Origin of the sequence: Streptomyces sp. NBC_00659 (genome assembly GCF_036226925.1) — a bacterium.
Taxonomy (GTDB): Bacteria; Actinomycetota; Actinomycetes; order Streptomycetales; family Streptomycetaceae; genus Streptomyces.
The window spans coordinates 3890067-3916994 of record NZ_CP109031.1 but is presented as its reverse complement, the minus strand read 5'-3'; the positions used below and the strand labels follow the sequence as shown (position 1 = coordinate 3916994).

The 26928-nt window shown below is 69.5% G+C and carries 29 protein-coding genes, 1 tRNA gene and 1 riboswitch; of the genes, 17 read left to right on the top strand and 13 right to left on the bottom strand.

From position 1 onward, the window contains the following. The first annotated feature begins 216 nt into the window (after positions 1-216). Positions 217-1896 carry an RDD family protein gene (locus OG410_RS16920; RefSeq protein WP_329299928.1) on the top strand — a complete coding sequence of 560 codons (1680 nt, stop codon included), beginning with the start codon at positions 217-219 and terminating at the stop codon, positions 1894-1896. A gap of 63 nt (positions 1897-1959) precedes the next feature. Continuing rightward, positions 1960-2661: an RDD family protein gene (locus OG410_RS16915; RefSeq protein ID WP_329299927.1), complete on the top strand. Its 702-nt coding sequence runs from the start codon at positions 1960-1962 to the stop codon at positions 2659-2661. Between the two features lie 180 nt (positions 2662-2841). Here the strand turns inward: OG410_RS16915 and OG410_RS16910 are convergent, their stop codons facing one another. Continuing rightward, the gene (locus tag OG410_RS16910; RefSeq protein WP_329299926.1) at positions 2842-3171 is read right to left on the bottom strand and encodes a hypothetical protein; all 330 of its coding nucleotides are present in this window, start codon (positions 3169-3171) and stop codon (positions 2842-2844) included. A gap of 440 nt (positions 3172-3611) precedes the next feature. Here OG410_RS16910 and OG410_RS16905 point away from each other — a divergent pair, with 440 nt between their 5' ends. Beyond that, entirely contained in the window at positions 3612-5966 is a 2355-nt protein-coding gene (locus OG410_RS16905; protein ID WP_329299925.1) for an immune inhibitor A domain-containing protein, read from the top strand. A gap of 131 nt (positions 5967-6097) precedes the next feature. Beyond that, the gene (locus tag OG410_RS16900; RefSeq protein ID WP_329299924.1) at positions 6098-6433 is read left to right on the top strand and encodes a hypothetical protein; all 336 of its coding nucleotides are present in this window, start codon (positions 6098-6100) and stop codon (positions 6431-6433) included. A gap of 237 nt (positions 6434-6670) precedes the next feature. Here the strand turns inward: OG410_RS16900 and OG410_RS16895 are convergent, their stop codons facing one another. After that, positions 6671-7255 (bottom strand): isochorismatase family protein, encoded by a 585-nt coding sequence (locus OG410_RS16895; protein ID WP_329299923.1) that lies wholly within the window; start codon positions 7253-7255, stop codon positions 6671-6673. Between the two features lie 207 nt (positions 7256-7462). Continuing rightward, positions 7463-8791 carry a nicotinate phosphoribosyltransferase gene (locus OG410_RS16890; protein ID WP_329299922.1) on the bottom strand — a complete coding sequence of 443 codons (1329 nt, stop codon included), beginning with the start codon at positions 8789-8791 and terminating at the stop codon, positions 7463-7465. Positions 8792-8910: 119 nt separating this feature from the next. On the opposite strand from OG410_RS16890, the gene clpS reads away from it, so the two are divergent. From clpS to OG410_RS16855, 7 genes are all read left to right on the top strand, one after another. Beyond that, positions 8911-9228 carry an ATP-dependent Clp protease adapter ClpS gene (clpS, locus tag OG410_RS16885; RefSeq protein ID WP_329299921.1) on the top strand — a complete coding sequence of 106 codons (318 nt, stop codon included), beginning with the start codon at positions 8911-8913 and terminating at the stop codon, positions 9226-9228. Positions 9229-9281: 53 nt separating this feature from the next. Further along, positions 9282-9887, top strand: a complete 606-nt coding sequence (locus OG410_RS16880; protein WP_329299920.1) for a DUF2017 domain-containing protein — start codon at positions 9282-9284, stop codon at positions 9885-9887. A gap of 343 nt (positions 9888-10230) precedes the next feature. Further along, a complete protein-coding gene (locus OG410_RS16875) occupies positions 10231-11682 on the top strand; it encodes an amino acid permease (RefSeq protein WP_329299919.1) in 1452 nt (483 codons plus the stop codon). A 109-nt stretch (positions 11683-11791) separates the two neighbouring features. Beyond that, positions 11792-12214, top strand: coding sequence for a M67 family metallopeptidase (locus tag OG410_RS16870; protein ID WP_329299918.1), 423 nt, complete (start codon positions 11792-11794; stop codon positions 12212-12214). A gap of 79 nt (positions 12215-12293) precedes the next feature. Next, positions 12294-12395: a putative leader peptide gene (locus OG410_RS16865; RefSeq protein ID WP_326787503.1), complete on the top strand. Its 102-nt coding sequence runs from the start codon at positions 12294-12296 to the stop codon at positions 12393-12395. Positions 12396-12510: 115 nt separating this feature from the next. After that, positions 12511-12789, top strand: coding sequence for a MoaD/ThiS family protein (locus tag OG410_RS16860; protein ID WP_329299917.1), 279 nt, complete (start codon positions 12511-12513; stop codon positions 12787-12789). Positions 12790-12806: 17 nt separating this feature from the next. After that, complete coding sequence (locus OG410_RS16855) at positions 12807-13757, top strand: PLP-dependent cysteine synthase family protein (RefSeq protein WP_328669348.1); 951 nt, start codon at positions 12807-12809, stop codon at positions 13755-13757. Positions 13758-13910: 153 nt separating this feature from the next. Here OG410_RS16855 and OG410_RS16850 read toward each other — a convergent pair whose 3' ends face one another. Then, positions 13911-14381, bottom strand: coding sequence for a type II toxin-antitoxin system PemK/MazF family toxin (locus OG410_RS16850; protein ID WP_329299916.1), 471 nt, complete (start codon positions 14379-14381; stop codon positions 13911-13913). A gap of 250 nt (positions 14382-14631) precedes the next feature. Here OG410_RS16850 and OG410_RS16845 point away from each other — a divergent pair, with 250 nt between their 5' ends. Further along, positions 14632-15384, top strand: a complete 753-nt coding sequence (locus OG410_RS16845) for an MBL fold metallo-hydrolase (protein ID WP_329299915.1) — start codon at positions 14632-14634, stop codon at positions 15382-15384. A 71-nt stretch (positions 15385-15455) separates the two neighbouring features. Here OG410_RS16845 and OG410_RS16840 read toward each other — a convergent pair whose 3' ends face one another. Beyond that, entirely contained in the window at positions 15456-16706 is a 1251-nt protein-coding gene (locus OG410_RS16840) for a PTS transporter subunit EIIC (protein WP_329299914.1), read from the bottom strand. A gap of 247 nt (positions 16707-16953) precedes the next feature. Continuing rightward, positions 16954-18240 carry a PTS transporter subunit EIIC gene (locus OG410_RS16835; protein ID WP_329299913.1) on the bottom strand — a complete coding sequence of 429 codons (1287 nt, stop codon included), beginning with the start codon at positions 18238-18240 and terminating at the stop codon, positions 16954-16956. 173 nt (positions 18241-18413) lie between these two features. Between OG410_RS16835 and OG410_RS16830 the strand changes: the two genes are divergently transcribed. The 4 genes from OG410_RS16830 (at position 18414) to rdgB (ending at position 20751) form a co-directional block, all read left to right on the top strand. Then, positions 18414-18647: a glucose PTS transporter subunit EIIB gene (locus OG410_RS16830; protein WP_069920430.1), complete on the top strand. Its 234-nt coding sequence runs from the start codon at positions 18414-18416 to the stop codon at positions 18645-18647. Between the two features lie 138 nt (positions 18648-18785). Next, positions 18786-19532: a ribonuclease PH gene (gene rph, locus OG410_RS16825; protein WP_329299912.1), complete on the top strand. Its 747-nt coding sequence runs from the start codon at positions 18786-18788 to the stop codon at positions 19530-19532. A 146-nt stretch (positions 19533-19678) separates the two neighbouring features. Beyond that, on the top strand, positions 19679-20077 hold the full coding sequence (locus tag OG410_RS16820) for a hypothetical protein (protein WP_329299911.1): 399 nt from the start codon (positions 19679-19681) through the stop codon (positions 20075-20077). Positions 20078-20148: 71 nt separating this feature from the next. Further along, positions 20149-20751 (top strand): RdgB/HAM1 family non-canonical purine NTP pyrophosphatase, encoded by a 603-nt coding sequence (gene rdgB, locus OG410_RS16815; RefSeq protein WP_329299910.1) that lies wholly within the window; start codon positions 20149-20151, stop codon positions 20749-20751. Positions 20752-20801: 50 nt separating this feature from the next. Here the strand turns inward: rdgB and OG410_RS16810 are convergent. The 6 genes from OG410_RS16810 to OG410_RS16785 all read right to left on the bottom strand — a co-directional run bounded on the left by OG410_RS16810 (position 20802) and on the right by OG410_RS16785 (position 23542). Next, positions 20802-20885 (bottom strand) — tRNA-Leu (locus tag OG410_RS16810). After that, a complete protein-coding gene (locus OG410_RS16805; protein WP_329299909.1) occupies positions 20885-21559 on the bottom strand; it encodes an HNH endonuclease signature motif containing protein in 675 nt (224 codons plus the stop codon). Before OG410_RS16805 ends, OG410_RS16810 begins: the two co-directional genes overlap by 1 nt. After that, a complete protein-coding gene (locus OG410_RS16800; RefSeq protein ID WP_329299908.1) occupies positions 21559-22218 on the bottom strand; it encodes an HNH endonuclease signature motif containing protein in 660 nt (219 codons plus the stop codon). The genes OG410_RS16805 and OG410_RS16800 overlap by 1 nt, the downstream gene beginning before the upstream one ends. A 104-nt stretch (positions 22219-22322) precedes the next feature. Next, complete coding sequence (locus OG410_RS16795) at positions 22323-22643, bottom strand: DMT family transporter (RefSeq protein WP_329299907.1); 321 nt, start codon at positions 22641-22643, stop codon at positions 22323-22325. A 33-nt stretch (positions 22644-22676) separates the two neighbouring features. Continuing rightward, positions 22677-22746, bottom strand: a riboswitch (guanidine-III (ykkC-III) riboswitch). A 50-nt stretch (positions 22747-22796) separates the two neighbouring features. Then, on the bottom strand, positions 22797-23099 hold the full coding sequence (locus tag OG410_RS16790) for a GroES family chaperonin (protein ID WP_326790934.1): 303 nt from the start codon (positions 23097-23099) through the stop codon (positions 22797-22799). 104 nt (positions 23100-23203) lie between these two features. After that, positions 23204-23542 (bottom strand): DUF3618 domain-containing protein, encoded by a 339-nt coding sequence (locus OG410_RS16785; protein ID WP_329299906.1) that lies wholly within the window; start codon positions 23540-23542, stop codon positions 23204-23206. A gap of 134 nt (positions 23543-23676) precedes the next feature. On the opposite strand from OG410_RS16785, the gene bcp reads away from it, so the two are divergent. Then, positions 23677-24144 (top strand): thioredoxin-dependent thiol peroxidase, encoded by a 468-nt coding sequence (gene bcp, locus OG410_RS16780; RefSeq protein WP_037619171.1) that lies wholly within the window; start codon positions 23677-23679, stop codon positions 24142-24144. 33 nt (positions 24145-24177) lie between these two features. On the opposite strand, the gene OG410_RS16775 is transcribed toward bcp, so the two are convergent. After that, positions 24178-26739: a transglycosylase domain-containing protein gene (locus tag OG410_RS16775; protein ID WP_329299905.1), complete on the bottom strand. Its 2562-nt coding sequence runs from the start codon at positions 26737-26739 to the stop codon at positions 24178-24180. Between the last annotated feature and the right edge of the window lie 189 nt (positions 26740-26928).

The window sequence follows — 26928 nt, the reverse complement described above, 5'->3', positions numbered from 1 at the left end:
TCGCGCCGCGACCATTACGCGGGTTCGGAGAATTCTTTCGGGCCCGCTTCGGCCCCCTTCGGGCACACCGCGAACAGCCTCGGACGTCCGGCCGCAAGAGGGGGAAGGAACCTTGCCCGAAAGGAGTGGGTACGGCGGGACCGGACGTGACGCGTGCGCCGGTCTGGTAGATGTGGACCTCCCACACGACCCCCGAGCAGATACGGGACGACGGACATGAGCGCCCCAACCCCGGCCCCCGGTGACGACAAGCCCCGCGAGGGCTATTACCCGGACCCCTCCATCCCCGGATACGTCCGGTACTGGAACGGCGCCGCCTGGGTGCCGGGCACGAGCCGCCCGGCACCGTCGGGCGGCGAGGCGCTCGCCCCGCCAGCCGCCGTGCGTTCCGCGCATGTGCCCGCTCCCGCGTCCTCCCCCGAGTCCACGTCCTCCCGCGGGCGGACGGGCACCCCCGCAGCGGAGGAGACGGGTCCGCACTTCTTCGACGAGGACCCGCAGCTCCACCACCCCGCCCCCGCCGAGCCCCAGCAGCCCGCCCCCGCCGAGTCCCAGCACGGCAGCCGGCCCGAACCCGCCGCCTCGTGGGGCGCCGACCGCTCCCGCCAGTCCGGCTTCGGCGGCGACCAGGACCGCCGGGTGTCCTGGGGCGCGCCGAAGGGGTCCGACCCGCGTGCCACGGGACCCGCCGACGCGGTGAGCCGGCCCGACGGGGCCTCCGCGCACGCGGACGGCACGACGACGATTCCGCCCACCTCCGACTCCGGCTCCGCCTCCCGGCCCCCGGCGGCCGCGGGTCCCGTGGTCTTCCGCCGTCCCACCGGTCCGGTGCCGTCCGCGGGCCCGGACGGCGCGGAAGCCGCGGGCGCCACGAGCCGTACGGGCGAGGCGAGTCCGGGCGGAGCCGACGGCCGGAGCGGGCCCGGGACAGGGGTCCCCGTGCCCGCCGCGGGTGACACGGCGTTCCGTGCGCCCTCCCCGCGTACGGAGCGCCAGGGCGGGAGCACAAGCTCGGCGGACGCGCCGGGCGTGTCCACCGCGTCCGGCCCGTCGACCGCACCCGCCGCGACCGGCCGCCCGACGGCCGCACCCGGCCCCTCCGCGCCGGCCGTAGACGGCTTCGAAGCCTGGCCGGCCGCCCCGGGCGCCGCCGCGCAGGCGTCGGCGGCGGAGGCCGCACCCGCACCCGCACCCGCCCCGGCACCTGCTCCCGCACCCGCCCCCGCCGTCCCCCAACAGCCCGGTGGCACCACGCCCGTGGCCTCCGGGGCCGGTGGCGGTCAACCCTCCTGGGCCCAGCAGGTGCACCGGCTCGCGGGTGACCCGGCCGAGGACGGACAGCGCGTCCCGCCGTGGAAGCCGCCGGTCGACGACGTGTTCCAGGCGGCCGCGCGCCGGCAGGCGTCGGCCCGCCCGGCCGGGCTCGGCAGAAGGCTGGCCGCCCGGCTGCTGGACACCGTCGTCATCGCCGGTGTCACCGCGGCGGCCGCCGTGCCGCTGGGCACCAGGGCGGTCGACCACATCGAGGAGAAGATCGACGCGGCCAAGCTGTCGGGCGAGAAGGTCACCGTCTGGCTCCTCGACGGCACGACCGCCTCCTGCCTCGGCGCCGTCCTCGCCGTACTGCTGGTCTTCGGCGTCCTCTACGAGGTCCTGCCGACCGTCAGATGGGGCCGCACCCTCGGCAAGAAGCTGTGCGGCCTCGAGGTGCGCGACATCGAGGGCCACGAACCGCCGGCCTTCGGACGGGCCCTGGTCCGCTGGCTCGTCCTCAGCGTGCCGTGTCTGCTGGTCGTCGGTCTCGCGGGTGTCGTGTGGTGCCTGTTCGACAAGCCCTGGAGCCAGGGCTGGCACGACAAGGCGGCGCACACGTTCGTGGCGGGCCCGGCCCGGTAGTCCCGTCCCCCGGACGGCCCTTCGCCGGATGCGGAGCCGGGGGGTTCGCGGTCGACTCGGGCCATGAGCAGCGAACCGCCGCCCCCGGCCCCCGGCGGGCCACCGGACGACGACCCGTTCAGGAAGCAACCCCCGCCGGGTGAGGGCACGGGCTCCCCGTACGACCCCCCGCCTGTGCCCGGCGATCGGACCCCGCCCTACGGCAGCGAACCGCCCCCGTTCGGCGGCGGCCCCTACGGCGAGGGCGGCGGACCGCCCCCGGGAGCCGGAGACCCGTACGGCGGTGGCGGCCCCTACGGCGGCGACCCGCTCGCCGGCATGCCGCCGCTCGCGGACAGCGGGAAGCGGGTGCTGGCCAGGATCCTGGACATGATCCTGGTGGGCATCGTGGTGTGGCTGCTGTCCTGGGCGCTCGGGGTCACCGAGTACAACATGGACTCGAACAAGATCGAGTACGGCAAGTCGCTCGGGCAGTCCCTGGTGGCCGCGGTGCTCTATGTGACGTACGACACCGTGATGATCAGCAAGACGGGCCAGACCCTCGGCAAGCGGCTGTTCAACCACCGGGTCGCCAACCTCGACAACGGCTCGACACCCTCCGTGCAGACGTCCCTGGTCCGCGCCCTGGTGCTGTGGATTCCGTTCGCGTTCTGCTGCGCCTGCATCTGGACGGCGATCGCGGGCGGCTGGAGCTTCTTCGACAAGCCCTACAAGCAGGGCCTGCACGACAAGGCGGCCAAGACGGTGGTGGTCGACACCGGCTGACGGCCGGTGGACTGCCTCGCGGTACGGGACGGCGGCCGGACGACGGGCCGCGCGGCGAGTGCGCACACCAGAACGGCGGGCTCGTGGTTCACGGGCCCGCCGTTCTGGTACGAGGCCGGAGCGTCCGGGGTGCCGGCGGCCCGCCGGGGAACCGGGGAGCGCGGGCTCGTGTACGCGGCTTCAGGGCCCCGCCGGTTCGCGCACCGGCTCGGGCGCCGAGGGCGCCGACACGGACGCCGACACGGACGCCGACACGGACACGGACACGGGCACGGACGCGGTCTCGCGCCGCGCCGGAACCCGCTCGCGCACGACGGCCGCCGTCGCGGACGGCGAGGGCTTCGGCATCGGGACGGTCATGGCCACCAGCAGTCCGAGAGCGAGCGCCGAGAGGGTGATCAGCACGATCCCCAGACTCGAACTCGTCTGTGACAGCAGCAGCATGGCGAGAGTGGAGAAGATCACGGTGCAGGAACCGTAGGCGAGCTGTGCGGCGGTCGGACGAGGCATGGCAATCGTGTCCTCGGATGGGGGTTCTCCCCCCGGTGCCTCTCGCGATGGGGGAGGGTGCGGATAGATGTCGGGGGTGAGACAACGGTGTCGACGTGGCTCTCCGCCGACTTCCGACGCTTCGCCAATCGACTCTATTCGCCTGCATGCCCGACTGGAACGTCCGGTAAGCGTGACCTTACCCACGGTGCCGGTGCACAGGGGGCGCACGGAGTCACCGGGCCCATCAAGTAGGCCTGAAAGCGCGCCGGTTGGCAGGTTTCGGAGCCGTCCGGATACCGAACGGAGGCTCCGCATAACGCACTTGCCAGGTTCAAGTCAAGATCTGTTTTTTCTTTCGTAACTCCGGTCAAATGTCGTCACTTGAATCGCGCAGACGCTCGCGGACCTCCATGACCCGGAACCCCCTCCGCGTGAACGTGCGCGGGGGAGGACATCAAGTGACCAACAGACCATGGACGTTCAGAGCAGCAGCGGTGGGCGTCGCCCTCGCGGCGGCCACCGCCACGTTCTCGACGTACGCCGTGGCGCAGGCCGACTCGGCCGCCGCTTCACCGGTCGTGGACCGCCACGACCCGCAGCCGGTCAGGAACACGGTCGATCACGACCTCGACGGCCCGCTGAGCAAGACCCAGAACGCCCAGCGCCAGGAGGCGCTGAACCAGGTGATATCCGGCGACGCCAAGGTGCAGAAGCGCAACGGCTCGCAGGTTGTCCAGCTGAAGTCCAAGAAGGGCGACAGCAAGTACGTCGAGCTCGGCCGCGAGAAGACCGACAAGATCTTCACGATTCTTGTCGAGTTCGGCGACCAGACGGACCCCAAGTTCGGCGGCACCGCCGGTCCCGCGCACAACACGATCGCCGCGCCGGACCGCAAGAAGGACAACAGCACGGCCTGGCAGGCGGATTACAACCAGAAGCACTTCCAGGACCTCTACTTCGGCACCGGCAAGAACGTCGAGTCGATGAAGAAGTTCTACGAGACGCAGTCCTCGGGCCGCTACTCGGTCGACGGCGAGGTCGCCGACTGGGTCAAGGTGCCGTACAACGAGGCCCGTTACGGCAACAACGCCTGCGGAAGCACGAACTGCCCGAGCGTGTGGAACGTCGTCAAGGACGGCGTCACCTCCTGGGTCGCCCAGCAGAAGGCGGCCGGCCGGACCGACGCGGCCATCAAGGCGGACCTGACCCAGTTCGACCAGTGGGACCGCTACGACTTCGACGGCGACGGCAACTTCAACGAGCCCGACGGCTACATCGACCACTTCCAGATCGTGCACGCCGGTGAGGACGAGTCCGCGGGCGGCGGTGTTCAGGGCGAGGACGCCATCTGGGCTCACCGCTGGTACGCGTTCGGCACCGACGCGGGCGCCACGGGTCCGGGCGACAACAAGCTCGGCGGCGCCCAGATCGGCGACACCGGCATCTGGGTCGGCGACTACACCATCCAGCCGGAGAACGGCGGACTCGGCGTCTTCGCCCACGAGTACGGCCACGACCTCGGTCTGCCGGACCACTACGACACCGCCGGCGGCGACAACTCCACCGGCTTCTGGACCCTGATGTCCTCGGGCTCCTGGCTCGGCACCGGCAAGCAGTCCATCGGGGACCTCCCCGGCGACTTCAACGCCTGGGACAAGCTCCAGCTCGGCTGGCTGAACTACGACACCGCCAAGGCCGGCAAGCAGTCCACGCACAAGCTGGGCGTCGCCGAGTACAACACCTTCGACAAGCAGGCGCTCGTCGTCTCCCTGCCGGAGAAGGCGGTCACGACCACGGTCGTGAACCCCGCGCAGGGCTCGACCCAGTGGTGGAGCGGCAGCGGTGACAACCTGAAGAACACGCTGACCCGGTCCGTGGACCTCACGGGCAAGTCGTCGGCGAAGCTGACCCTCGACGGCTGGTACGACATCGAGGCGAACTACGACTACCTCTACACCGAGGTCTCGACCGACGGCGGCGCCAACTGGACCGCTCTCGACGGCACGGTGGACGGCGCCGCCATCCCGCGTGACGGCAGCGACAAGCCCGCCCTCACCGGCACCATCGACGCGTACGCGAAGCTGGCGTACCCGCTCGACGCCTACGCGGGCAAGAAGATCGACGTCCGCTTCCGCTACCAGAGCGACGGCGGCGTGGCGCTGAAGGGCTTCGCGGCCGACGAGATCAGCGTCACCGCCGACGGCACCGCGCTCTTCTCGGACAACGCCGAGTCGGCCGACGCCGCTTGGACCGCCGCCGGCTTCTCCCGCATCGGCGCCTCGTTCACCAAGGACTACGCGCAGTACTACCTCGCGGAGAACCGCCAGTACGTCTCGTACGACAAGACCCTCAAGGTCGGCCCGTACAACTTCGGCTTCTCGACGACCCGTCCGGACTGGGTGGAGCACTACGCCTACCAGACCGGCCTGTTGATCTGGAAGTGGGACACCTCGCAGGCGGACAACAACACCAGCCAGCACCCGGGTGTCGGCCTCGCCCTTCCGGTCGACTCGCACTCCAAGGCTCTGTGGTGGGACAACGGCACGCTGATGCGCAACCGCATCCAGGCCTACGACTCGCCGTTCAGCCTGTACCGCACGGGTGGTCTCACGCTGCACAGCGCCGACGTCGCCACGAAGATCCCGTCGTCGAAGGGTGTGTCGGTCTTCAACGACCACACCAGCGACTACTACGACAACCGGAACCCGACCGGCGGTGTCAAGATCACTGACACCAACACCAAGATCGAGATCGTCAAGCAGGCCAAGGATGGCTCGACGATCTCCCTCAAGGTCGGCCCCGCGGTGAAGTAACGGCATTTCCGCAGGTCAGAAGCGTATCGGCGGCAACCCCTGGCGGGTTGCCGCCGATCGTGTTTAGGTGCCTCCTGTGCCTGGCTTATTGACATCGACATCGACACCGAAGTGCACGGGGGTATGACCGAATGGCCGCAGGAGGCTTCTGCAGACTGCCCAACGGCAGCGTCGTCGTGGCGCTGAACCTGCCCAGTCCGGCGGGTGGGGCGGGCGGCTGCGTGCGCTTCCTGGTCGTCGCCCCGAACCGGGCCCGCGCCCTGACACGGCTGCGGAACCTGGGCATGCGCGCCGTCTACCTGCGGGGCAACGCGGCCCCGCCGACCCCCGACGAGATCACCGCGGTCCTGCACCACCCCGACGGGCTCATATGGCGCACGGCCCCCGAGAGCGGCTGCACCGAGCTCAGCCAGGAGCTGTGGCACCCGGTCAGGACGCTGCTCAGACGCCCGGCACCCCAGCCGTGACCGCGCGGAGGCGGGCCGGGACGGGCGAGGCGTGACCCGGTGGCGCCCGGTGGCGCCCGGTGCGACTCGGCGTGACGCCTTGCGATTCGGTGCGACGCGTTGCCGCATCGCCGTGACTTGCCGTGACTCGGCGTGATGCGTTGCGCTTCGCCGTGACTCGTCCTGACTCGTTGTGACGGGTGCCGCGGACGTGTGCAGGTTCGGCGGGCGCGGCGGACGTGCGGGTGCGGCGGCCGGCTAGACCACGGGCTTGCCCGTGAGCTCGACCCCCGCGGTACGCAGCTCCTCCAGCGCCCGCTGCGTCGTCTCCTCCGCCACCCCGGCCGTCAGGTCCAGCAGCACGGTCGTGCGGAAGCCCTGCCGCGCCGCGTCCAGGGCGGTCGCCTTCACGCAGTGGTCGGTCGCGATGCCGACCACGTCCACCTCGCCGATCCCGCGGGCGCGCAGCCAGTCGCCCAGGGCCAGCCCGTTCTCGTCGGCACCCTCGAAGCCGCTGTACGCCGCCGCGTAGGCGCCCTTGTCGAAGACCGCGTCGATCGCGCCGGAGGCGACGGCCGGGGCGAAGTTCGGGTGGAAGCCCACCCCCTCGGTGCCGGCCACACAGTGCGCGGGCCAGGAGTGCACGTAGTCGGGGTTGTCGGCGAAGTGGCCGCCCGGAGCGATGTGCAGGTCGCGGGTGGCGACCACGTGCCGGTAGCCGGCGGGCGCCTGTCCGATCAGCTCCGTGACCGCGGCGGCCACATCGGCGCCCCCGGCCACGGCGAGGCTGCCTCCCTCGCAGAAGTCGTTCTGCACGTCTACGACGATCAAGGCGCGGCGCATGGGCTGTGTCCTTCGGCTATGGGGGGCGGCAGACAAGGGTGCGGGCCCGGCCGTTGAACTTCCGAGCCTAGAGAGTTCCGGGGTCGTGCGGGAGGGGGCATTCGGCTTCGACGGCCCGTGCGGGCCCGCTGCCGTTGCATTCCCGCTCACCGAGGGTTCATGCGTGGTGCCACCCCGGTAACACCCGCACCATCCGCCCCGGGCGTCTCAGAGGTATTCGGTGGGGATCACCGGCTCGCCGCGCGACAGCTGGGTCGCCGACAGCGGCAGCCGGGCGCGGGCCACCGCGTGCCGGTCGCGTACGACGTCGAGCGGTTCGCGGGCCAGGACCTGTCCGCCCTTGACCAACTGGACCAGGAGCTGCCGGTCGGCCAGCTCGGCGGGCACCGGCCCGACGCCGATCACCTCGGCCTCCGCGACCCCCTGCCCGTCCAGCCGCCGTGCGGCCCACTTGCGGCCGCCGATGGACGTCTTGCCGCCCGTGGACTTCTTGGCCACCGGCTCCAGCGGTGCCTTCGGGTCCGCCGACTCGGCGCGGGCGACCAGTTTGTAGACCATCGAGCACGTGGGATGGCCGGATCCCGTCACGAGCTGGGTACCGACGCCGTACGCGTCCACGGGGGCCGCCGCGAGCGAGGCGATGGCGTACTCGTCGAGGTCGGAGGTCACGACGATCTTCGTCTCGGTCGCGCCCAGCTCGTCGAGCTGCCGGCGCACCCGGTGGGCGACGAGCAGCAGGTCGCCGGAGTCGATGCGCACCGCGCCGAGTCCGGGCCCGGCGACCTCGACGGCCGTGCGGACCGCCTCGGCGACGTCGTAGGTGTCCACGAGCAGCGTGGTGCCGCGGCCCAGCGAGTCCACCTGGGCCCGGAAGGCGTCCCGCTCCTGATCGTGCAGGAGGGTGAAGGCGTGCGCGGAGGTGCCCACGGTCGGGATGCCGTAGCGGAAGCCGGCGGCCAGGTCGGAGGTGCTGGTGAACCCGCCGATGTACGCGGCTCGCGAGGCGGCCACCGCGGCCAGCTCGTGGGTGCGCCGGGCGCCCATCTCGATCAGCGGCCGGCTGCCCGCGGCGGAGGACATGCGGGAGGCGGCGGCCGCGATGGCGGAGTCGTGGTTGAGGATCGAGAGGATCACCGTCTCCAGGAGCACGCACTCGGCGAAGCTGCCCTCGACCCGCAGGAGGGGCGAGCCCGGGAAGTACACCTCGCCCTCGGGGTAGCCCCAGATGTCCCCGTCGAAGCGGTAGGAGGCGAGCCACTCGACGGTCGGCTCGTCCACGATCCCGTGCTCGCGCAGAAAACCGAGGACGTCCGGGTCGAACCGGAAGTTCTCGACGGCGTCGAGGACACGTCCGGTGCCCGCGACGACTCCGTAGCGCCGTCCTTCGGGCAGCCGCCGGGTGAAGACCTCGAAGACCGAGCGCCGCTCGGCGGTCCCGGCCGCGAGCGCGGCCTGCAGCATCGTCAGCTCGTACTGGTCGGTGAAGAGCGCCGTAGAGGGAACTTCCACCGGCAGCCCAAGGTCCGCTGTGTTCATGGCGGCGATCGTACCCCCATTTCGTCAGTTTGACGATTTCTAGGGGCCCGGTGATTCCCGGAGCGCCCGAGCACCTGTTCCGGGGCCCGTTTATGCGGGTGACCCCCTCTGGTGGGAGCATGGGCGATGTGACGGCTCCCGCACCTCTAGAGATCGAGAAGACCGAGTCGGTGGAGGAGGTCTTCGCCGTACCCGAGCCGGACGTCCCCTGGGTCACGATCGTCCACAACGACCCGGTCAACCTCATGAGCTACGTGACGTATGTCTTCCAGACGTACTTCGGCTACTCCAAGGACAAGGCCACCAAGCTGATGATGGACGTCCATCACAAGGGCAGGGCCGTCGTCTCCAGCGGCACGCGCGAGGAGATGGAGCGCGACGTGCAGGCCATGCACGGCTACGGTCTGTGGGCCACCCTTCAGCAGGACCGGAAGTAGCCGGCCCCCTGTCAACCGACCGCCCGCAGGACCGGAAGTAGCGAACTCACTCCATGCCCGGACACTTCGAACCGATCCCCGGCGGCGGCGCGGCCGTCGCGCTCGACGAGGTCGAGATCTCCATCATCCGCTCCCTCGCCGTCCAGCTCCTGGAGCTCATCGGTCCCGGCCCCGCGGAGAACGCCTCCGCCGACCCGCTCGCCGAGCTGTTCGCCGAGGGCCCCAGCGAGCCGCCGAGCGACCCGGTGCTCAAGCGCCTGTTCCCCGACGCCTACAGCGGCCCCGGCGTCCAGGCCGACACGCCCGAGCAGGCCGAGGAGCAGCACGCCCACTCCGCCGAGTTCCGCCGTTTCACCGAGAACGACCTGCGCGCGGGCAAGCGCGAGAACGCCCTCACGGTGATCCGCTCGCTGGACGCGCTGACGCCCGGCGGCGACGGCGGAGCGGTCCTGGAACTGACCGCCGCGCAGTCCGAGCAGTGGCTGCGCGCCCTGAACGACCTGCGTCTGGCCATCGGTTCGCGGCTCGACGTCGTCGACGAGGAGGACACCGACCTCCTCTACCGCCTCCCCGACGAGGACCCCCGCAAGCCGATGGTGATGGCCTACCTCTGGCTCGGCGGCCTCCAGGAGACCCTCGTCGCCACCCTTTTGCCCTGATCCGCCGGGATGCGCAGCCCTGCGTGACCCGTCGCGCGTTCGCTCAGCGGACGCTCAAATCCGGATAACGATCATGTCACCGTAACCGCGCCCTTTAGGGCGCGGTTCATCGTTTTGTCCGGTTCTCCCTGTGGTCTGCGCAACATGCGCCGCAACCGATCAACGCCGCCACCGTGATAGATCTTCACGACCGCCCGGCAGGACACCACCCATGTCCCGCCGGGTGCGCCACCGAGCCGGCGGACCGCCGGCCAGGCACAAGCTCCACCTGTCCGGGGGGATCGGAAGCCGATTCGAAGCCAAGGCACTGGCTCGGACCGGTATGGAGAAAGGCGCACCAGACATGACCTCATCGCAGGTCGACAAGAGTCGCGACGGCAGTGAGGCCGTGGGCGGCGACGCCCCCGAAGAGGGGTACGAGCGCGGGCTCGGCAGCCGTCAGGTCCAGATGATCGCGATCGGCGGCGCCATCGGCGTCGGCCTCTTCCTGAACGCCGGGGCGAACATCGCCAAGGCGGGACCCAGTCTCATCCTCATGTACGCCCTCGCGGGCGTGATCATCTTCTTCATCATGCGGGCGCTCGGCGAGCTCCTGCTCTACCGCCCGGTCTCGGGCTCCTTCGCGGAGTACTCCCGCGAGTTCCTCGGCCCGTTCTTCGGCTACTTCACGGCCTGGACCTACTGGCTGATGTGGGTGGTCACCGGCATGGCGGAACTGACCGCCGCCGCGATCTACGTCAACTACTGGTTCCCGTCGATCCACCAATGGGTGTCGGCGCTGGTCTTCCTGGTCGTGCTGTTCGTGGCCAACCTGATCTCGGTGAAGCTCTTCGGAGAGATCGAGTTCTGGGCCTCGATGGTCAAGGTCACGGCCCTCATCGGCATGATCGTGATCGGCCTGGGCGTGATCACCTTCGGCTTCAGCTCCGCCGGTGACACCGCGGCCGTCGGCAACCTCTGGCAGTTCGACGGCTTCTTCCCCAACGGCATCGGCTCGTCCCTGATGACCCTCCAGGGCGTCATGTTCGCCTACCTCGCCGTCGAGCTCGTCGGCGTCACGGCGGGCGAGTCCGAGAACCCCGAGAAGACGCTCCCCAAGGCCATCAACACCCTCCCGTGGCGCATCGCCCTCTTCTACGTCGGCGCCCTCACGGTCATCCTCTGCGTCGTGAAGTGGACCGAGTTCATGCCGGGGGTGAGCCCCTTCGTGAAGGCGTTCGCCGTGATCGGCATCCCGGCCGGCGCCGGCATCGTCAACTTCGTGGTCCTCACCGCCGCCCTGTCCTCCTGCAACTCGGGCATGTACTCCACGGGCCGCATGCTGCGCAACCTCGCCGACAACGGCGAGGCCCCCAAGGGCTTCAGCAAGCTGTCCGCGACCAAGACCCCGGCGCTCGGCATCACGATCTCGGTCCTCTTCATGGGCATCGGCGTGGTCCTGAACTACGTCGTCCCCGAGAAGGCCTTCCAGTACGTCACCTCGGTGGCCACCGGAGCGGGCATCTGGACCTGGCTGATGATCCTGGTCAGCCACATCCGCTACCGCCGCGCGGTCGACGCGGGCCGGCTCCCGGCCTCGTCCTTCCCCGCCCCCGGCGGCGCCAAGTGCAGCTACGTCGCGGTCGCGTTCCTGCTCTTCGTCACCGGCCTGATCGCCTACGACGCGGACTCCCGTATCTGCCTGTACGTGATGGCCGGCTGGGCCGCCGCACTGGCCGCCGGCTGGGCGATCCTCAAGGCGCGCAACCCCCAGGTCACCGAACGCCGCGAGCCGGAGCTCGAGAAGGTCGGCTGACCACGCCACGGATGTCCGGCCCCCGGGTCACCGCTCAGGACGTCCGGCATTCGGGCCGTCCCGTACCACGCCTCGGTACGGGACGGCCCTTCTGTCTATCCTGACCAGCATGCTGACCATCACCGAGGCCCTGTTCGACCAGATCGTCACCCACGCACGCCAGGACCACCCCGACGAGGCGTGCGGCGTCGTCGCGGGACCCGAGGGCACCGACCGCCCCGAGCGCTTCATCCCGATGCTCAACGCCGCGCGCTCGCCCACGTTCTACGAGTTCGACTCCGGCGATCTGCTCAAGCTCTACCGCGAGATGGACGACCGCGACGAGGAGCCCGTCGTCATCTACCACTCGCACACCGCGACCGAGGCCTACCCCTCCCGCACCGACCTCGCGTACGCGAACGAGCCCGGCGCGCACTACGTCCTGGTCTCCACGGCGGACACCGACGACGCCGGTCCCTTCCAGTTCCGCTCGTACCGGATCGTGGAGGGTGAGGTCACGGAGGAGGAGGTCAAGGTCGTAGAGAGCTACTGATCTCACCCATCGACCCAAAAGCGTCCGGAATGCGAGATCACACTCCAGGGCCCGTACCGGGAATCGATACGATGAGCCCATGGTTCTGAACGACGTGAGCGACAAGACGCCGGGCATGCTGCTCGTCGCGCGGCTGCACGTCGACCTCTGCAGGCTGCAGAGCGCCATCTGTACGCGCTGACCCGCCGCCGCGTACGGCCGGAGAGCCGCGGCTCCGCAACCGGCGTACCCCCTGCCCTGCCCGCGCTGCCGCGCGTCGTCCGACCTGACTTTCCTTCCGACAGGAGCCCGCAACCATGGCCATCGAGGTCCGCATCCCCACCATCCTCCGCACCTACACCGACGGCAAGAAGGCCGTCGAGGGCGGCGGGGCGACCCTTGCCGAGCTGTTCACCGACCTCGACACCCGTCACGCGGGCATCCGGGCCCGGATCGTGGACGACGGCGAACTGCGCCGCTTCGTCAACGTCTACCTCAACGACGAGGACGTCCGCTTCCTCGACGGCATCAACACCAAGCTGACCGACGGCGACAGCGTCACGATCCTGCCGGCCGTCGCCGGCGGCATGGTCTGATCGGACCCTGGCCACCCATGCGCTACGACTCCCCGCTCGCCGCGGTGGGCAACACCCCTCTGGTGCGCCTGCCGCGGCTGTCGCCGTCCGCGGACGTCCGTATCTGGGCGAAGCTGGAGGACCGCAACCCGACCGGCTCCGTCAAGGACCGGCCGGCCCTCCACATGATCGAGCAGGCGGAGAAGGACGGCCGTCTGACGCCGGGCTGCACGATCCTGGAGCCGACCAGCGGCAACACCGGCATCTCGCTGGCCATGGCGGCGAAGCTCAAGGGCTACCGCATGGTCTGCGTGATGCCCGAGAACACCTCGCAGGAACGCCGTGACCTGCTCGGCATGTGGGGCGCCGAGATCATCCCCAGCCCGGCCGCCGGCGGTTCCAACACCGCCGTCCGTCTCGCCAAGGAACTCTCCGCGCAGCACCCGGACTGGGTGATGCTCTACCAGTACGGCAACCCGGACAACGCCGGCGCCCACTACGCCACGACGGGCCCCGAGATCCTCGCCGACCTCCCGTCCATCACCCACTTCGTGGCGGGACTCGGCACCACCGGCACCCTCATGGGCGTCGGCCGCTTCCTGCGCGAGCACAAGCCGGACGTCAAGATCGTCGCCGCGGAGCCGCGCTACGACGACCTGGTCTACGGGCTCAGGAACCTGGACGAGGGCTTCGTACCGGAGCTGTACGACGCCTCCGTCCTCACCACCCGCTTCTCCGTCGGCTCCGCGGACGCGGTCACCCGCACCCGGGAACTCCTCCAGCAGGAGGGCATCTTCGCGGGCGTCTCCACCGGAGCCGCGCTGCACGCCGCGATCGGCGTCGGCAACAAGGCCGTCAAGGCCGGAGAGCCGGCCGACATCGCCTTCGTGGTCGCGGACGGGGGCTGGAAGTACCTGTCCACCGGCGTCTACACGGCGGCGACGACGGAAGAGGCCATCGAGACACTCCAGGGCCAGCTCTGGGCGTAGGGCCTGCCTGACAATTCCCGTCCGCCTGGCCCTGGCCCGGACACGGCACCTGCCGTACCGGCCGCACCAGCCGTGACGAAGGGCGCGGGGACCGATCGACGGTCCCCGCGCTCTTCCGCGTTCTCGCGTTCTCCACCCGGGCGGGAGAGCGGCTCAGCGGGCCAGGTAACGGACCTGGTCCCACAGAACCGGATCCACCACACCGACCCGGCGCCGGAAGTCGCCCACCGGCACCTCGCGCAACTCGTCCGTCTCCAGGAAGCTCGGCCGCCCGTGGGCGTCACCCACGGTTCCCGGGGGCAGCGGGATCACCCCCGGCCGTTCGTCGTGGTACTTGCTGGTGATCTTCGCGACGGTCACCCGCTTCCCGCGCACCACCAGCACCAGACAGGGCCGGTCCTTGGCCCCCGGCCCGTCCTCGTAGGGGACGTTCGCCCACCAGATCTCCGCCGCCCGCGGCGCCTGCCCCTCGCGCCGCCCTCCGCCCCGGCGCGGTCCGCCCCGGCCCGGCGGACGCGTCCGCCCGGCCGGCCGGCGCCCGCGGCGCCCCCAGCCGTCCACCAGCGTCACGACCAGCGCGAGCAGCACCACCGCCGCCAACGCGAGCCACCAGGACGTGTCCACAGCAAAGAAGGTACCGGCGCGCGCGTGACCGCGCCCGCCCTGGGACGACCCCGGTGTCCGACGGGCCGTCCGAACTGATCCAAACACCACTCCTCAGGTCCATCCGAACCGGTGACAGCACAGGTGAGTTCGCCCACAACGGCCCCTGGCGGAGGAGCGACCCGTCCTTTTGCGCCTTACGCTCGACGGACCGCACGACCCCCGTCCTCCCCGTTTCCAGCTGTTACCCGCCAGCGGAGGTTTCTGTTTTATGAAGCTCACCGTCGTCGGCTGCTCGGGGTCGTTCCCGTCCGCGGAATCGGCCTGCTCGAGCTACCTCCTAGAGGCCGACGGCTTCCGGCTGCTTCTCGACATGGGCAACGGTGCCCTGGGCGAGCTGCAGCGCCATTGCGGTCTCTACGACCTCGACGCGATCTTCCTGAGCCATCTGCACGCCGACCACTGCATCGACATGTGCGCCTACTTCGTCGCGCGCTACTACCGGCACGACGGCGGCCGCTGCGACCCGCTCCCGGTCTACGGCCCCGAAGGCACCGAGCACCGGCTCACCACGGCCTACGCCGACACCCCCAGCGCCTCGTCCATGAGCGAGGTCTTCGACTTCCACACGGTCAAGCCGTCCACGTTCGAGGTCGGCCCCTTCATCGTGCACACCGAACGGGTGGCGCACCCGGTGGAGGCGTACGGCATCCGGGTGGAGCACGGCGGACGGTCGTTGACGTACTCCGGTGACACGGGGGTGACCGATGCCCTGGACGAACTCGCGCGCGACACGGACCTGTTCCTGTGCGAGGCCGCGTTCACCCACGGCAAGGAGAACATCCCCGGCCTCCACCTCAACGGCCTGGAGGCCGGCGAGACCGCCGCCCGCGCGGGCGCCCGCCGCCTCGTCCTCACCCACATCCCCCCGTGGACGGACGCCGACACCAACCTGACGGACGCCCGCTCGGCGTACGAGGGCCCGGTGGATCTGGCGGTGCCGGGGGCGACGTACGAGATCTGACGGCTTCAGCGCGCACGAAGGCCCCCGGAACCAGGCGGTTCCGGGGGCCTTCGGCCGTAAGGAAGGACGACTCACGCCTTCGTGAGGTCCTCGACCTCCTCCTCGGGCTCACGGCCCGGGGTGGGGAGGTTGAACTTGGTGATCGCGAAGCGGAAGACCACGTAGTAGACCGCCGCGAAGACCAGACCGATCGGGATGATCATCCAGGGCTTGGTGGCCAGGTTCCAGTTCAGGAAGTAGTCGATCGCACCGGCCGAGAAGCTGAAGCCGTGGTGCACGCCCAGGGACCAGGTGATCGCCATCGACAGGGCGGTCAGGACCGCGTGGATCACGTACAGGACCGGCGCGATGAACATGAACGCGAACTCGATCGGCTCGGTGATGCCCGTGACGAACGAGGTGAGCGCGAGCGACATCATCATGCCGCCGACGACCTTGCGGCGCTCGGGGCGGGCGGTGTGCGTGATCGCCAGGGCGGCGGCCGGCAGCGCGAACATCATGATGGGGAAGAATCCGGTCATGAACTGACCGGCGGTCGGGTCGCCGTGGAAGAAGCGGGGCAGGTCACCGTGCCACAGGGCGCCCGAGGGGTCCTTGTACGAGCCGATCTCCTGCCAGGCGACCGTGTTGACGAACTGGTGCATGCCGACCGGGAGCAGTGCGCGGTTGATCGCGCCGAAGATGCCCGCGCCGACAGCGCCGAGACCCGTCATCCACTCACCGAAGTTGGTGATGATGTCGCCGATGGGCTCCCAGACCAGGCCGAAGAAGACGCCGACGGCGGTGCCGATGAAGGCCATCAGGATCGGCACCAGGCGGCGGCCGTTGAAGAAGCCGAGCCAGTCGGGCAGCTTGGTGCGGTGGAACCGCTGCCAGGTGACGGCGGCTATCAGGCCCATGACGATGCCGCCGAGGACCTTCGGGTCGTTGTACGTCGCGGCGATGTCCGCGCCCTTGGTCACCTTGGCGTCGGTGATGGGGAACGCGGTCAGCACGTTCTTGTAGACCAGGAAGCCGACAAGGGCGGCCAGTGCCGTGGAGCCGTCGGCCTTCTTGGCGAAGCCGATGGCGATACCGACGCAGAACAGCAGCGGCAGGTTGCTGAACACCGCGTCGCCGGCGGTGGCGAAGACGGCCGCGACCTTGTTCCAGCCGAGGCCGTCCTTGCCGAATACGTCCGGCTGGCCGAGGCGGAGCAGGATGCCCGCCGCCGGAAGCACGGCGATCGGCAGCTGCAGGCTGCGGCCGACCTTCTGCAGGCCCTGGAACAGGCCGGATCCCCGCTTCTTCGCGGGTGCCGCCGAGACGGTGGCGGTGCTCATAGTTCCTCCATGCGCCGGGCGCTGCCGGGGGACGGGAAAGGGTGTGACAGGGGTCGGCAGCGACCATGTGGTCTACACCACCAGTGGTGTAGACCTGTTTCTAGCACGGTGAAGGCCAGATAAGGAACCCACGAATTTTGTGGCCTGGGCCATAACGGGAAGAGGCGATTCCGGTCATGGCGAAGGCCCCCGGACCGGCTGGTCCAGGGGCCTTTCGATGTGCGGGGCCTGCGGCCCGGCGGGGAGGCTACGCCTTCGTGGTGTCCTCGACGTCCTCCTCCGGCTCCCGCCCCGGAGTCTTCAGATCGAACTTCGTGATCGCGAACCGGAAGATCGCGTAGTACACCGCGCCGAAGCACAGCCCGATCGGAATGATCAGCCACGGCTTCGTCGCCAGGTTCCAGTTGATGACGTAGTCGATCAGGCCGGCGGAGAAACTGAAGCCGTCGTGCACACCGAGCCCCCACGTCACCGCCATCGACACACCCGTGAGGACCGCGTGGATCGCGTACAGCAGCGGCGCGATGAACAGGAACGAGTACTCGATCGGCTCGGTGATGCCCGTGACGAACGACGTCAGCGCCACCGACAGCATCAGACCGCCGATCTCCTTGCGCCGATGCGGCTTCGCGGTGTGCGTCATCGCGAGCGCGGCCGCCGGCAGCGCGAACATCATGATCGGGAAGAAGCCCGTGAGGAACTGCCCCGCGTCGGGGTCGCCCGCCAGGAACATGTTGATGTCACCGTGCACGACCTGGCCGTCCGGCTTGGTGAAACTGCCGAACTGGAACCAGATGGGCACGTTCAGGAACTGGTGCAGACCGATCACCAGCAGAGCCCGGTTGGTCAGACCGAACACACCCGAACCCCACGCCCCCAACCCGACCAGCCAGTCGCTGAAGTTCTCCAGCGCGTCACCGATCGGCGGCCACACCCACAGGCACAGCGAGGCGAACGCGATGGCCACGAACGCCATGATGATCGGCACCAGACGGCGCCCGTTGAAGAAGCCGAGCCAGTCCACCAGCTTCGTCCGGTGGTAGCGCGCCCAGAAGTACGCCGACATCAGCCCGATGGCGATACCGCCGAACACCCCGGGGTTCTGGTACGTGAAATCGACGACCGAGGCATCCTCCAACTGGCAGCCCAGCTTGATCTGGACGCTCCCGCCCGGACAGGTCTCCGGAAACGCGCGCAGCACGTTGTAGTACACGAGGAAACCCACGACCGCCGCCAAGGCCGTCGAGCCGTCCGCCTTCTTCGCCATACCGATGGCCACGCCGACACAGAACAGCATCGGCAGCCCGAGGTTGCCGTCCAGCAACGCGCCACCCGCCGCGCCGATCACCTTCGACAGGTTGTCCCAGCCGAGCCCGTCCGCACCGAACACATCCGGCTGACCGAGCCGGTTCAAAATGCCCGCCGCCGGGAGCACGGCGATCGGCAACTGCAGGCTGCGGCCCATCTTCTGCAGCCCCTGGAACGCCTTGTGCCAACGGGCACGCGCTGGAGACACATCGCTTACGGCACTCATGGGCGTCCTCCGGGCGGGCCGGTTTGGCGACCGCCCGCCAACTGGTGTAGACCAGTCGGCGACGGGTCGCTCTGTCGTGATCGCCATCCTTCGGCACCCACGACATGGCCGCTCGCGAAGATGGGCCAACTGTGGGTTACTGCGACAAAGCGGTTCTGATCAGGGAGTAGGACATGGCCACGAAGGCTGAGAAGATCGTCGCCGGGCTCGGCGGCATCGACAACATCGAAGAGGTCGAAGGCTGCATCACCCGCCTCCGCACCGAGGTCCATGACGCCTCACTCGTCGACGAGGCCGCCCTGAAGGCCGCAGGCGCCCACGGCGTCGTCAAGATGGGCACCGCCATCCAGGTCGTCATCGGAACCGACGCGGACCCCATCGCCGGCGAGATCGAAGACATGATGTGACCTGCAGGACCCACTGAAGCCACCCCGGCCCCCGAGCGGGCCGCACACCGCTTCAGGAGCCGCACCGGCTCACCCGTGAGGGGCTGATTCCGCCACCGGCGGGCAGCCCCTCACACCTGTGCGGATAGGCTCGACGCCATGTCTCGAATCGACGGCCGCACCCCCGAACAGCTGCGCCCCATCACCATCCAGCGTGGCTGGAGCAAGCATGCCGAGGGCTCCGTCCTCGTATCCTTCGGCGACACCAAGGTCTTCTGCACGGCCTCCGTCACCGAAGGCGTCCCCCGCTGGCGCAAGGGCAGCGGCGAGGGCTGGGTCACCGCCGAATACTCCATGCTCCCCCGCGCCACCAACACCCGCGGCGACCGCGAATCAGTCCGCGGCAAGATCGGCGGCCGCACCCACGAGATCAGCCGCCTCATCGGCCGCTCGCTGCGCGCCGTCATCGACTACAAGGCGCTCGGCGAGAACACCATCGTCCTCGACTGCGACGTCCTCCAGGCCGACGGCGGCACCCGCACCGCGGCCATCACCGGCGCGTACGTCGCCCTCGCCGACGCCGTCACCTGGGCCCAGGGCAAGAAGCTGATCAAGCCCGGCCGCAAGCCGCTCACCGGCACCGTCTCCGCCGTCTCCGTCGGCATCGTCGGCGGCGTCCCTCTCCTCGACCTCTGCTACGAGGAGGACGTCAAGGCCGACACCGACATGAACGTCGTGTGCACCGGCGACGGCCGCTTCGTCGAGGTCCAGGGCACCGCCGAGGCCGAGCCCTTCGACCGCAAGGAACTCAACGCCCTCCTGGACCTCGCCGTCGGGGGCTGCGACGAACTCGCCGCCATCCAGCGCGCGGTACTCGAATCGACCTCAGAGGCAACCGCCGGTTAACCCTTGGCGTTCTTATGGGTACGGGCGTACGGTCCAGCCGTGCGCCCGCCGGCCCCTCCGGGCGGATCGGGCCGACCGCACAGCGGACCGGTGCGATGCGGTCGGTGCGGCCGCACCACACCACGTCCACGGGGAGGGACCGTTCCATGGCCGCGCGCCACCGCAATCGCCGCCGTACCGCCACAATCGCCGTCGTCGCCGCACTCGTCGTCCTGCCGGCCGTCGTCGGCTGCGACGCCGTCAGCAAGGCGCTCGACTGCGTGCAGACCGCCGACTCGATAGCCGACAGCGTCACCGACCTCCAGCAGGCCGTCGAGAACGCGGCGAACGACCCGACGCAGACCGACGCGTCCCTCAACGCCATCGAGAACAACCTCGACAAGATCGGCGACAAGACCGACAACGCCGACGTCAACAAGGCGGTCGAAGAGCTGAACAAGGCCGTCGCCAACGTCCGCACAGCCGTCAAGAACGGCGACACCACCCCCGACATCAGCCCCGTCACGGCCGCGGCGGGCGAACTGACGAAGGTGTGCACGCCGTAGGGCCCTGCCGGGACCCGGCTCGGGGGCGGCCTGAGCCCGGCTCAGGGGCGGACTCGGAGATACTGGCGACCATGACCCGCCTGATCCTCGCCACCCGCAACGCCGGAAAGCTCACCGAGTTGAAGGCGATCCTCGCCGACGCAGGGCTCACCCATGACCTCGTCGGCGCGGACGCCTACCCCGACATCCCCGACGTCAAGGAAACCGGCGTCACCTTCGCCGAGAACGCCCTGCTGAAGGCCCACGCCCTCGCCCAGGCCACCGGCCTGCCCGCCGTCGCCGACGACTCGGGCCTGTGCGTCGACGTTCTCAACGGCGCCCCCGGCATCTTCTCCGCCCGCTGGGCCGGCCGCCACGGCGACGACCGGGCCAACCTGGACCTGCTCCTCGCCCAGCTCTCCGACATCGACGCCCCGCACCGGGGCGCCCACTTCGCCTGCGCGGCGGCCCTCGCCCTCCCGGACGGCACGGAACGCGTCGTCGAGGGCCAACTGCTCGGCACCCTCCGCCACATCCCCACCGGCACGAACGGCTTCGGCTACGACCCGATCCTCCAGCCCGAGGGCGAGTCACGTACGTGCGCCGAACTGTCGGCCGAGGAAAAGAACGCGATCAGCCACCGAGGCAAGGCGTTCCGCGCACTGGTACCGGTGGTGCGGGAGCTGTTGGGCTGAGCGCACACAAAAACGGCCTGCGTATCTTTCGATTCGCAGGCCGTTCAGGGTGCGGCGGAAGGGATTCGAACCCTCAAGCCGTTTCACGGGCCACAGATCCTAAGTCTGCTGCGTCACCACTGCGCCACCGCCGCTAGCCGCCTGTCATCGTACCGGGAGTCGGGAGTGTCGGTCTGCCTCCCCTGCACCAGGTGCTCGTGATCGCGTGACAGTTGGGGCACAGCAGCCGCAGATTCTCGCGCCGGTTGTCATGCCAGTCTCCGTTAATGTGATCGACTTCCAGCGTCATGGGTCTGCCGAGCCACTCGGGGCCGACGCCGCACTTGGTGCACCGCTCGGGGACGCCCAGTGCACAGAGGGCGCGCCGTAGTCGGGCGGTTTTGATTCGATGTGTACCGTTGTGGCGTACCAAAACATCGTCAGGACGTTGGGCGGTCGCACTCCGCTTTCCTCGCCGATGCGCCTGGCCCAGAAAATGCGTGGTTGTCAGGCGATCATCGTTGATCCACTTGCGTAGCTTCGCGCGCTGGGCGCCGTTGTCCGGGCGCCCCAGGCGGCGCAGTACCTCTGTAATCGAGAACGATTCGGCGATCGCCGCTCGCAACTCGTCGTGCGGAGGCCGGGCGCGCCTGCCGCAGGGGCGGAAATGGGAGGTGGCGATGCCGAAGTCGGCGAAGCGCTTCGCGAGGTACCGGCGGAGATTGGCATACGGTTCGGTCCCGAGGAAGACGATGACCTCGTCGATGTCGGAACATTGTTCGGCAGCTTGCGACAATCGCTCGCGGGTGTACCGCGCGCCGCTGCTCATCAAGCACCGCCCCTGACGCGTTGCCTACCCCGTCCTCGGTAACTATCGGTTGTGGAGTGGCAGTTGGGGCAGAGGAACCGAAGGTTTTCGACCCGGTTGTCGCGCCAGTTGCCGTCGATGTGGTCGACCTCAAGCGGGAGTGTTTCCCCCAGCCAGACCGGTTCGGTATCGCACAGGGCGCAGCGTTCCCCTACACCCAGTTCGCGCATTGCCCTCTTGAGTCGTTGGCCCGGGATGCGTCTGGCATCTGCCGACGCATCCTTGGCGAGGATCTCCTCGGCAGTGCGGCGGCGCTGGTTGTACCTCATCCGTTCGGTTCGGACCGCTGGCGTGAAGTGCGAGGTGTCAATCCCACATGCCTTGATGCGTCGGGCGATGTTGGAGTGGTGACCGCCGACTGGATCAAGTCCGAGTCGACGCACGACGTCGTTGACGCTCACGGACACGGCGACCACGGGTTCAAGGATCTCTCGCGTCCATTTGACCCCATCCCGCTCGAAGTGGGACGTATTCACCCCCAGCTTCTTCATCCGCCCCCGGATGTAATGCCGCCTAGAACTCCCCGGATCCACCCCCAATTTCCCCAATGCCTCCGACAATGTTCGCGACGTCCGAGCGGCCTCCGCCAGGCGCTCCTTGGTGTACGGACTTACCGGCATTGCCCCTCCGTTCTCGACCGCACGTTCGCGACCTCGTATGGGCTAACGAACCGTTAATCGGACGGTTACGCCCGGTGAGGGGGCGGGGCGGGTTCCGGGGTGGGTCAGTGGCCCGATGTCGCCTTCAGGCCCACTACCGAGGCCAGGAGCAGGCAGATGAAGAAGATGCGGGCGGCTGTCGCCGGTTCGTTCAGGAGGGTCATGCCGAGGATCGCGGCGCCCGCCGCGCCGATGCCGACCCAGACGCCGTAGGCGGTGCCGATGGGGAGCGACTTGGCCGCCTGTGACAGCAGGACCATGCTCGCGACGATGCCCGCGGCCGTCAGGACGCTGGGGACCGGGCGGGTGAAACCGTCGGTGTACTTCATTCCGACCGACCAGCCGACTTCGAGCAGTCCGGCGACGATCAGCAGGACCCAGGCCATGGGAGGTACCTCCGGGAGACGACGGCGTTGCGGGCTGCGTCGTCTTTGCTGGGCCCGGTACGGCGCGTCTCGTCGGGTTCCCTCCACCGTAGCAAGGAACGGCGAAAGGGGCCGGTGACCATGGTCACCGGCCCCTTTCGGGGTGCGTATGCCCTACAAGTAAAGGCCGGTCGAGTCCTCGGAGCCCTCGAAGCGGTCCGCGGCCACGGCGTGCAGATCCCGCTCGCGCATGAGTACGTACGCGGTCCCGCGCACCTCGACCTCGGCCCGGTCCTCGGGGTCGTACAGGACCCGGTCTCCGGGCTCCACCGTACGGACGTTCTGCCCGACCGCGACGACGTCGGCCCAGGCGAGACGGCGGCCGACGGCCGCCGTCGCGGGGATCAGGATGCCGCCGCCGGAGCGCCGCTCGCCCTCGGCGGCGTCCTGCCGTACCAGCACGCGGTCGTGCAGCATCCGGATGGGCAGCTTGTCGTCATGGGTGCTGTGCGTTTCACGGTTGGCGCTCACGCCCTGAACCTACCTGTCCCGGCCGGTTTCGTACGCGGGTGGGTCGTGGGTCAGCGCTTGCGGCGCCGCGTGCCCACGACGAGCAGTCCGACGAGGCCGACCGCGACCAGGGCCACCGGCACGATGCGCTCCAGCCGGGGCGCGCCGTCCTCCGTCACGAACTGGCCCTTCACATCGCCGACGACGCGGTTGACGCCGACATAGGCGCGCCCCAGGGTGTGGTCGATGTTCGAGGCGACCTTCGCCTTGGCGTCTCCGACGATCGTCTTCGGGTGCACCCGTACGCCGATCTCGTCGAGCGTGTCGGCGAGCGTTGTGCGGCGGTGCTTGATGTCCGCCTCGATCTGCGCCGGAGTCCTGGTATCCGGCGTTCTCGACGTATCCGACACCGCGCTGCCTCCGTGGTCGTGTTGTGACTCCCTGATTCGGACAGTCTGTCAGTTCGTACCGGACCGCACCCCTCGGCACCCCCCATTACGCTCGTTCCGTATCCGTTCCATCCCCCCGGCCACGTGAGGTTCCGATGAGCGAGCGACTCCAGCCCGGCGACACCGCCCCCGCCTTCACCCTGCCCGACGCCGACGGCAACGAGGTCTCCCTCGCCGATCACAAGGGCCGCAAGGTCATCGTCTACTTCTACCCGGCCGCCCTCACTCCAGGCTGCACGAAGCAGGCCTGCGACTTCACGGACAACCTGGACCTGCTGGCGGGTGCCGGTTACGACGTGATCGGTGTCTCCCCGGACAAGCCCGAGAAGCTCGCCAAGTTCCGTGAGAAGGAGTCCCTGAAGGTCACGCTGGTCGGGGACCCCGACAAGACGGTCCTGGAGGCGTACGGGGCCTTCGGCGAGAAGAAGCTGTACGGCAAGACGGTCGTCGGTGTCATCCGCTCCACGGTGGTCGTGGACGAGGAGGGCAAGGTCGAGCGGGCGCTGTACAACGTGAAGGCGACCGGACACGTGGCGAAGATCATCAAGGACCTGGGGATCTGAGCTCCGGATCGGCCCGCCGGGCGGTCGGCGCGCTCAGTGGTTCTCCCTCCTGGGGGTGAGCCCGCTCAGCGGTCCCTGGCCCGCTGTCGTGCCCGTGGTGCCGGTGTCCGTGGGGCCTCCGCCGGTCGTGGTGCCGGCTGTGGTGCCGCTCGTCGTGGTGGTTCCGGTGGCGCCTCCGTCCGTGGGGGTGCCACCGGTGGTGCCGGCCGTGGTCCCGCCGGAGGTGGCGCCGTCGGTGTGGCCCGGGGTGTGGCCCGGGGTGTGGCCGTCGGTCCGGCCCGGGGTGTGGCTCTGGCCCGGGGTCCGGCCGTTCGCCGTCGCCGGTGCGCTGCCGCCCGCCCCGCCCACCTCCTCGTCGTCCGTCCCGCCGTCGTCCGGTTCGCCGGTGGCGTCCGGGTCGTCGGTCTCGTCGCCGGGGTCGTACATCTCCTCGGCACCCGGCTGGAGCTGGAGGTCGAAGTCCGACACCTCCGTTCCCTCCAGGGCGTCCGCGGTGAACTGGGCCCAGATCTGCGCGGGGTAGCCGCCGCCGTTGATGCGGGACTGCCCGAGGGCGCCGTACAGGGACTTGTGGGCGCCGGTGTCGGGGTCCTGGCCCATCACGGCGACGACGGTGGTGAGGTCGGGGGTGTAGCCCGCGAACCACGCGGCGGTGTCCTCCTCCGCCGTGCCGGTCTTGCCCGCGGCGGGGCGGCCGGCGTTCTGCGCGGCCTGTCCGGTGCCGCCGTCGACGACGCTCTGGAGCATGGCGGTCGTCGTGTCGGCGGCCTCGCGGCTCACGGCCTGCCGGTCGTCCGGCCGGACGTCGTCCGGGGCCGGCAGCCTCACTTCCTCCGAGCCGTCCTTGGTGATCTTCCGTACGAGCGTGTACGTGCCGTGCCGGCCGTGGTTGGCGAGCGTGGCGTACGCCTCCGCCATGTCGAGGACGCTGGCGGTGGCCGGGCCGAGCGCGATGGAGGGGGAGGCGGTCAAGTCGGGGGTGTCGGCGGGCAGGCCGAGGGCCACAGCGGTCTTCTCGACGCGGGCGGGGCCGACGTCGACGGCCATCTGCGCGTACACCGAGTTGACCGACCTGTCGGTGGCGGTGCGCACGGAGATGTCCCCGTACGATTCGCCGTCCTCGTTCTCGGGCGCGTAGGTGCTGCCGTTCCAGCCCCGCACGGGGCGCTGGTCGGTGCCGTCGTAGACGGTGTTCGGGGTGATGGTGCGGCCGTCCTGGGTCTGTGAGCCGTTCTGGACGGCCGAGGCGAAGACGAACGGCTTGAAGGTGGAGCCGACCTGGTAGTCGCGGCGGGTGGCGTTGTTGACGTACTGCTTGGTGTAGTCGATGCCTCCGTACATCGCGAGGACCTTGCCGTCGGTGGGGTCGATGGCGACGCCGCCGGCGCGGACGTAGGTGTCCGCCTTGCGGTTCTTCTTGTCGAGCCGGTCCATCACCTGGTCGTTCACGGCCTTCACGAAGGCGTCCTGCTTGGACTTCTGGAGGGTGGTGGTGATGCGGTAGCCGCCGCGGCCGAGGGTGTCCTCGTCGAGGATCCCGTTCGAGGTCAGATAGGCGGTCACGGCCTGGACGAGGTAGCCGCGCTGGCCCGACAGGCCCGCCGACCCCCTGGCCTGCCTGGGGGTCGGGAAGGTGACCCGGTCGCGTGCGGCGCGGGTCAGCCACTTCTGCTCGACCATGCCGTCGAGGACGTAGTTCCAGCGGGCGAGGACCCCGGCCCTGTTCTCGGGGTGCGCGATCACGTCGTACTCGCTGGGCGCGTTGAGCAGGGCGGCGAGGTAGGCGCCCTGGCCGACGGTGAGGTCCCTGGCGTTGACGCCGTAGTAGGCCTGGGCGGCGGCCTGGATGCCGTAGGCGTTGCGGCCGTAGTAGCTGGTGTTGAGGTAGCCCTCCAGGATGTCGTCCTTGCTCTTCTCCCGGTCGAGCTTGATGGAGATGAAGAACTCCTTCACCTTGCGGGTGACGGTCTGTTCCTGGCCCAGGTAGTAGTTCTTGACGTACTGCTGGGTGATGGTCGAGCCGGACTGTCTGCCCTTGCCGGTGGCGGTGTTCCAGCCGGCGCGGAGCATCGCCTTGGGGTCGACGGCGGACTCGCTGTAGAAGTCGCGGTCCTCGGCGGCGAGGGTGGCGTGCTGGGCGTCCTTGGAGATGTGCTCCAGGGCGACGTTCTCGCGGTTGACGTCGCCGTCGCGGGCGAGCTGGCTGCCGTCGGCGTACAGGAAGACGTTGCTCTGTTTGACCGCGGCGGCGTTCGCGGAGGGGATCCTGACGAGGAAGTAGCCGAGCGCGAAGAGTCCGGCCAGGAGCAGTGCCGTGCCGAGGACGGTGCCGAGCAGCATGCGCCAGGTGGGGACGAGTCTGCGCAGGCCCGTCCGCTTCGGCCGCTGTTTCCGCTTCTGCTTCGAGTTCTGCTGCGGGTTCTGCTTCGGGTTCTGTTTCGCGCCGGGCCCGCCCGGCCCTGTTCCCGGCCCTGTTCCCGGCCCCGACCGCGGGCCCGTCTGCGGTCCCGCCGCGGGGGCCGGGTTCGGGCAGGAGCCCGCTTCCGGTTCCCTGGGTGCCCAGCCCTGGCTGCGCTGCTGCGGCTCGTCGCTCATCTGTTCGCCGGACTCCTGTTTCGCGTCGTACGCCCTCGTACGCCCTCGTACGCCTGGTGCGCCCCGTATGAAGACTCTCGCACCATGTGTTCCGTTCCCCGATCCCGGCACGCGTCGCGCCGGAAAATGCGTGGCGGGCCGTGCCCGGCCCGGACTAGGCTCCTGCGCTTTGGCTCAACGCTGGGGAAA

Coding starts and splice junctions, on each gene's coding strand:
- OG410_RS16915 (WP_329299927.1), top strand. CDS start 1,960: ATGAGCAGCGAACCGCCGCCCCCGGCCCCCGGCGGGCCACCGGACGAC.
- rph (WP_329299912.1), top strand. CDS start 18,786: ATGTCTCGAATCGACGGCCGCACCCCCGAACAGCTGCGCCCCATCACC.
- OG410_RS16805 (WP_329299909.1), bottom strand. CDS start 21,559: ATGAGCAGCGGCGCGCGGTACACCCGCGAGCGATTGTCGCAAGCTGCC.
- OG410_RS16830 (WP_069920430.1), top strand. CDS start 18,414: ATGGCCACGAAGGCTGAGAAGATCGTCGCCGGGCTCGGCGGCATCGAC.
- OG410_RS16860 (WP_329299917.1), top strand. CDS start 12,511: ATGGCCATCGAGGTCCGCATCCCCACCATCCTCCGCACCTACACCGAC.
- OG410_RS16835 (WP_329299913.1), bottom strand. CDS start 18,240: ATGAGTGCCGTAAGCGATGTGTCTCCAGCGCGTGCCCGTTGGCACAAG.
- OG410_RS16855 (WP_328669348.1), top strand. CDS start 12,807: ATGCGCTACGACTCCCCGCTCGCCGCGGTGGGCAACACCCCTCTGGTG.
- OG410_RS16840 (WP_329299914.1), bottom strand. CDS start 16,706: ATGAGCACCGCCACCGTCTCGGCGGCACCCGCGAAGAAGCGGGGATCC.
- OG410_RS16895 (WP_329299923.1), bottom strand. CDS start 7,255: ATGCGCCGCGCCTTGATCGTCGTAGACGTGCAGAACGACTTCTGCGAG.
- OG410_RS16900 (WP_329299924.1), top strand. CDS start 6,098: ATGGCCGCAGGAGGCTTCTGCAGACTGCCCAACGGCAGCGTCGTCGTG.
- OG410_RS16790 (WP_326790934.1), bottom strand. CDS start 23,099: ATGCTGCACGACCGCGTGCTGGTACGGCAGGACGCCGCCGAGGGCGAG.
- OG410_RS16920 (WP_329299928.1), top strand. CDS start 217: ATGAGCGCCCCAACCCCGGCCCCCGGTGACGACAAGCCCCGCGAGGGC.
- OG410_RS16775 (WP_329299905.1), bottom strand. CDS start 26,739: ATGAGCGACGAGCCGCAGCAGCGCAGCCAGGGCTGGGCACCCAGGGAA.
- rdgB (WP_329299910.1), top strand. CDS start 20,149: ATGACCCGCCTGATCCTCGCCACCCGCAACGCCGGAAAGCTCACCGAG.
- OG410_RS16820 (WP_329299911.1), top strand. CDS start 19,679: ATGGCCGCGCGCCACCGCAATCGCCGCCGTACCGCCACAATCGCCGTC.
- OG410_RS16880 (WP_329299920.1), top strand. CDS start 9,282: ATGCCCGGACACTTCGAACCGATCCCCGGCGGCGGCGCGGCCGTCGCG.
- OG410_RS16845 (WP_329299915.1), top strand. CDS start 14,632: ATGAAGCTCACCGTCGTCGGCTGCTCGGGGTCGTTCCCGTCCGCGGAA.
- OG410_RS16865 (WP_326787503.1), top strand. CDS start 12,294: ATGGTTCTGAACGACGTGAGCGACAAGACGCCGGGCATGCTGCTCGTC.
- OG410_RS16800 (WP_329299908.1), bottom strand. CDS start 22,218: ATGCCGGTAAGTCCGTACACCAAGGAGCGCCTGGCGGAGGCCGCTCGG.
- bcp (WP_037619171.1), top strand. CDS start 23,677: ATGAGCGAGCGACTCCAGCCCGGCGACACCGCCCCCGCCTTCACCCTG.
- clpS (WP_329299921.1), top strand. CDS start 8,911: ATGGGCGATGTGACGGCTCCCGCACCTCTAGAGATCGAGAAGACCGAG.
- OG410_RS16890 (WP_329299922.1), bottom strand. CDS start 8,791: ATGAACACAGCGGACCTTGGGCTGCCGGTGGAAGTTCCCTCTACGGCG.
- OG410_RS16795 (WP_329299907.1), bottom strand. CDS start 22,643: ATGGCCTGGGTCCTGCTGATCGTCGCCGGACTGCTCGAAGTCGGCTGG.
- OG410_RS16875 (WP_329299919.1), top strand. CDS start 10,231: ATGACCTCATCGCAGGTCGACAAGAGTCGCGACGGCAGTGAGGCCGTG.
- OG410_RS16910 (WP_329299926.1), bottom strand. CDS start 3,171: ATGCCTCGTCCGACCGCCGCACAGCTCGCCTACGGTTCCTGCACCGTG.
- OG410_RS16870 (WP_329299918.1), top strand. CDS start 11,792: ATGCTGACCATCACCGAGGCCCTGTTCGACCAGATCGTCACCCACGCA.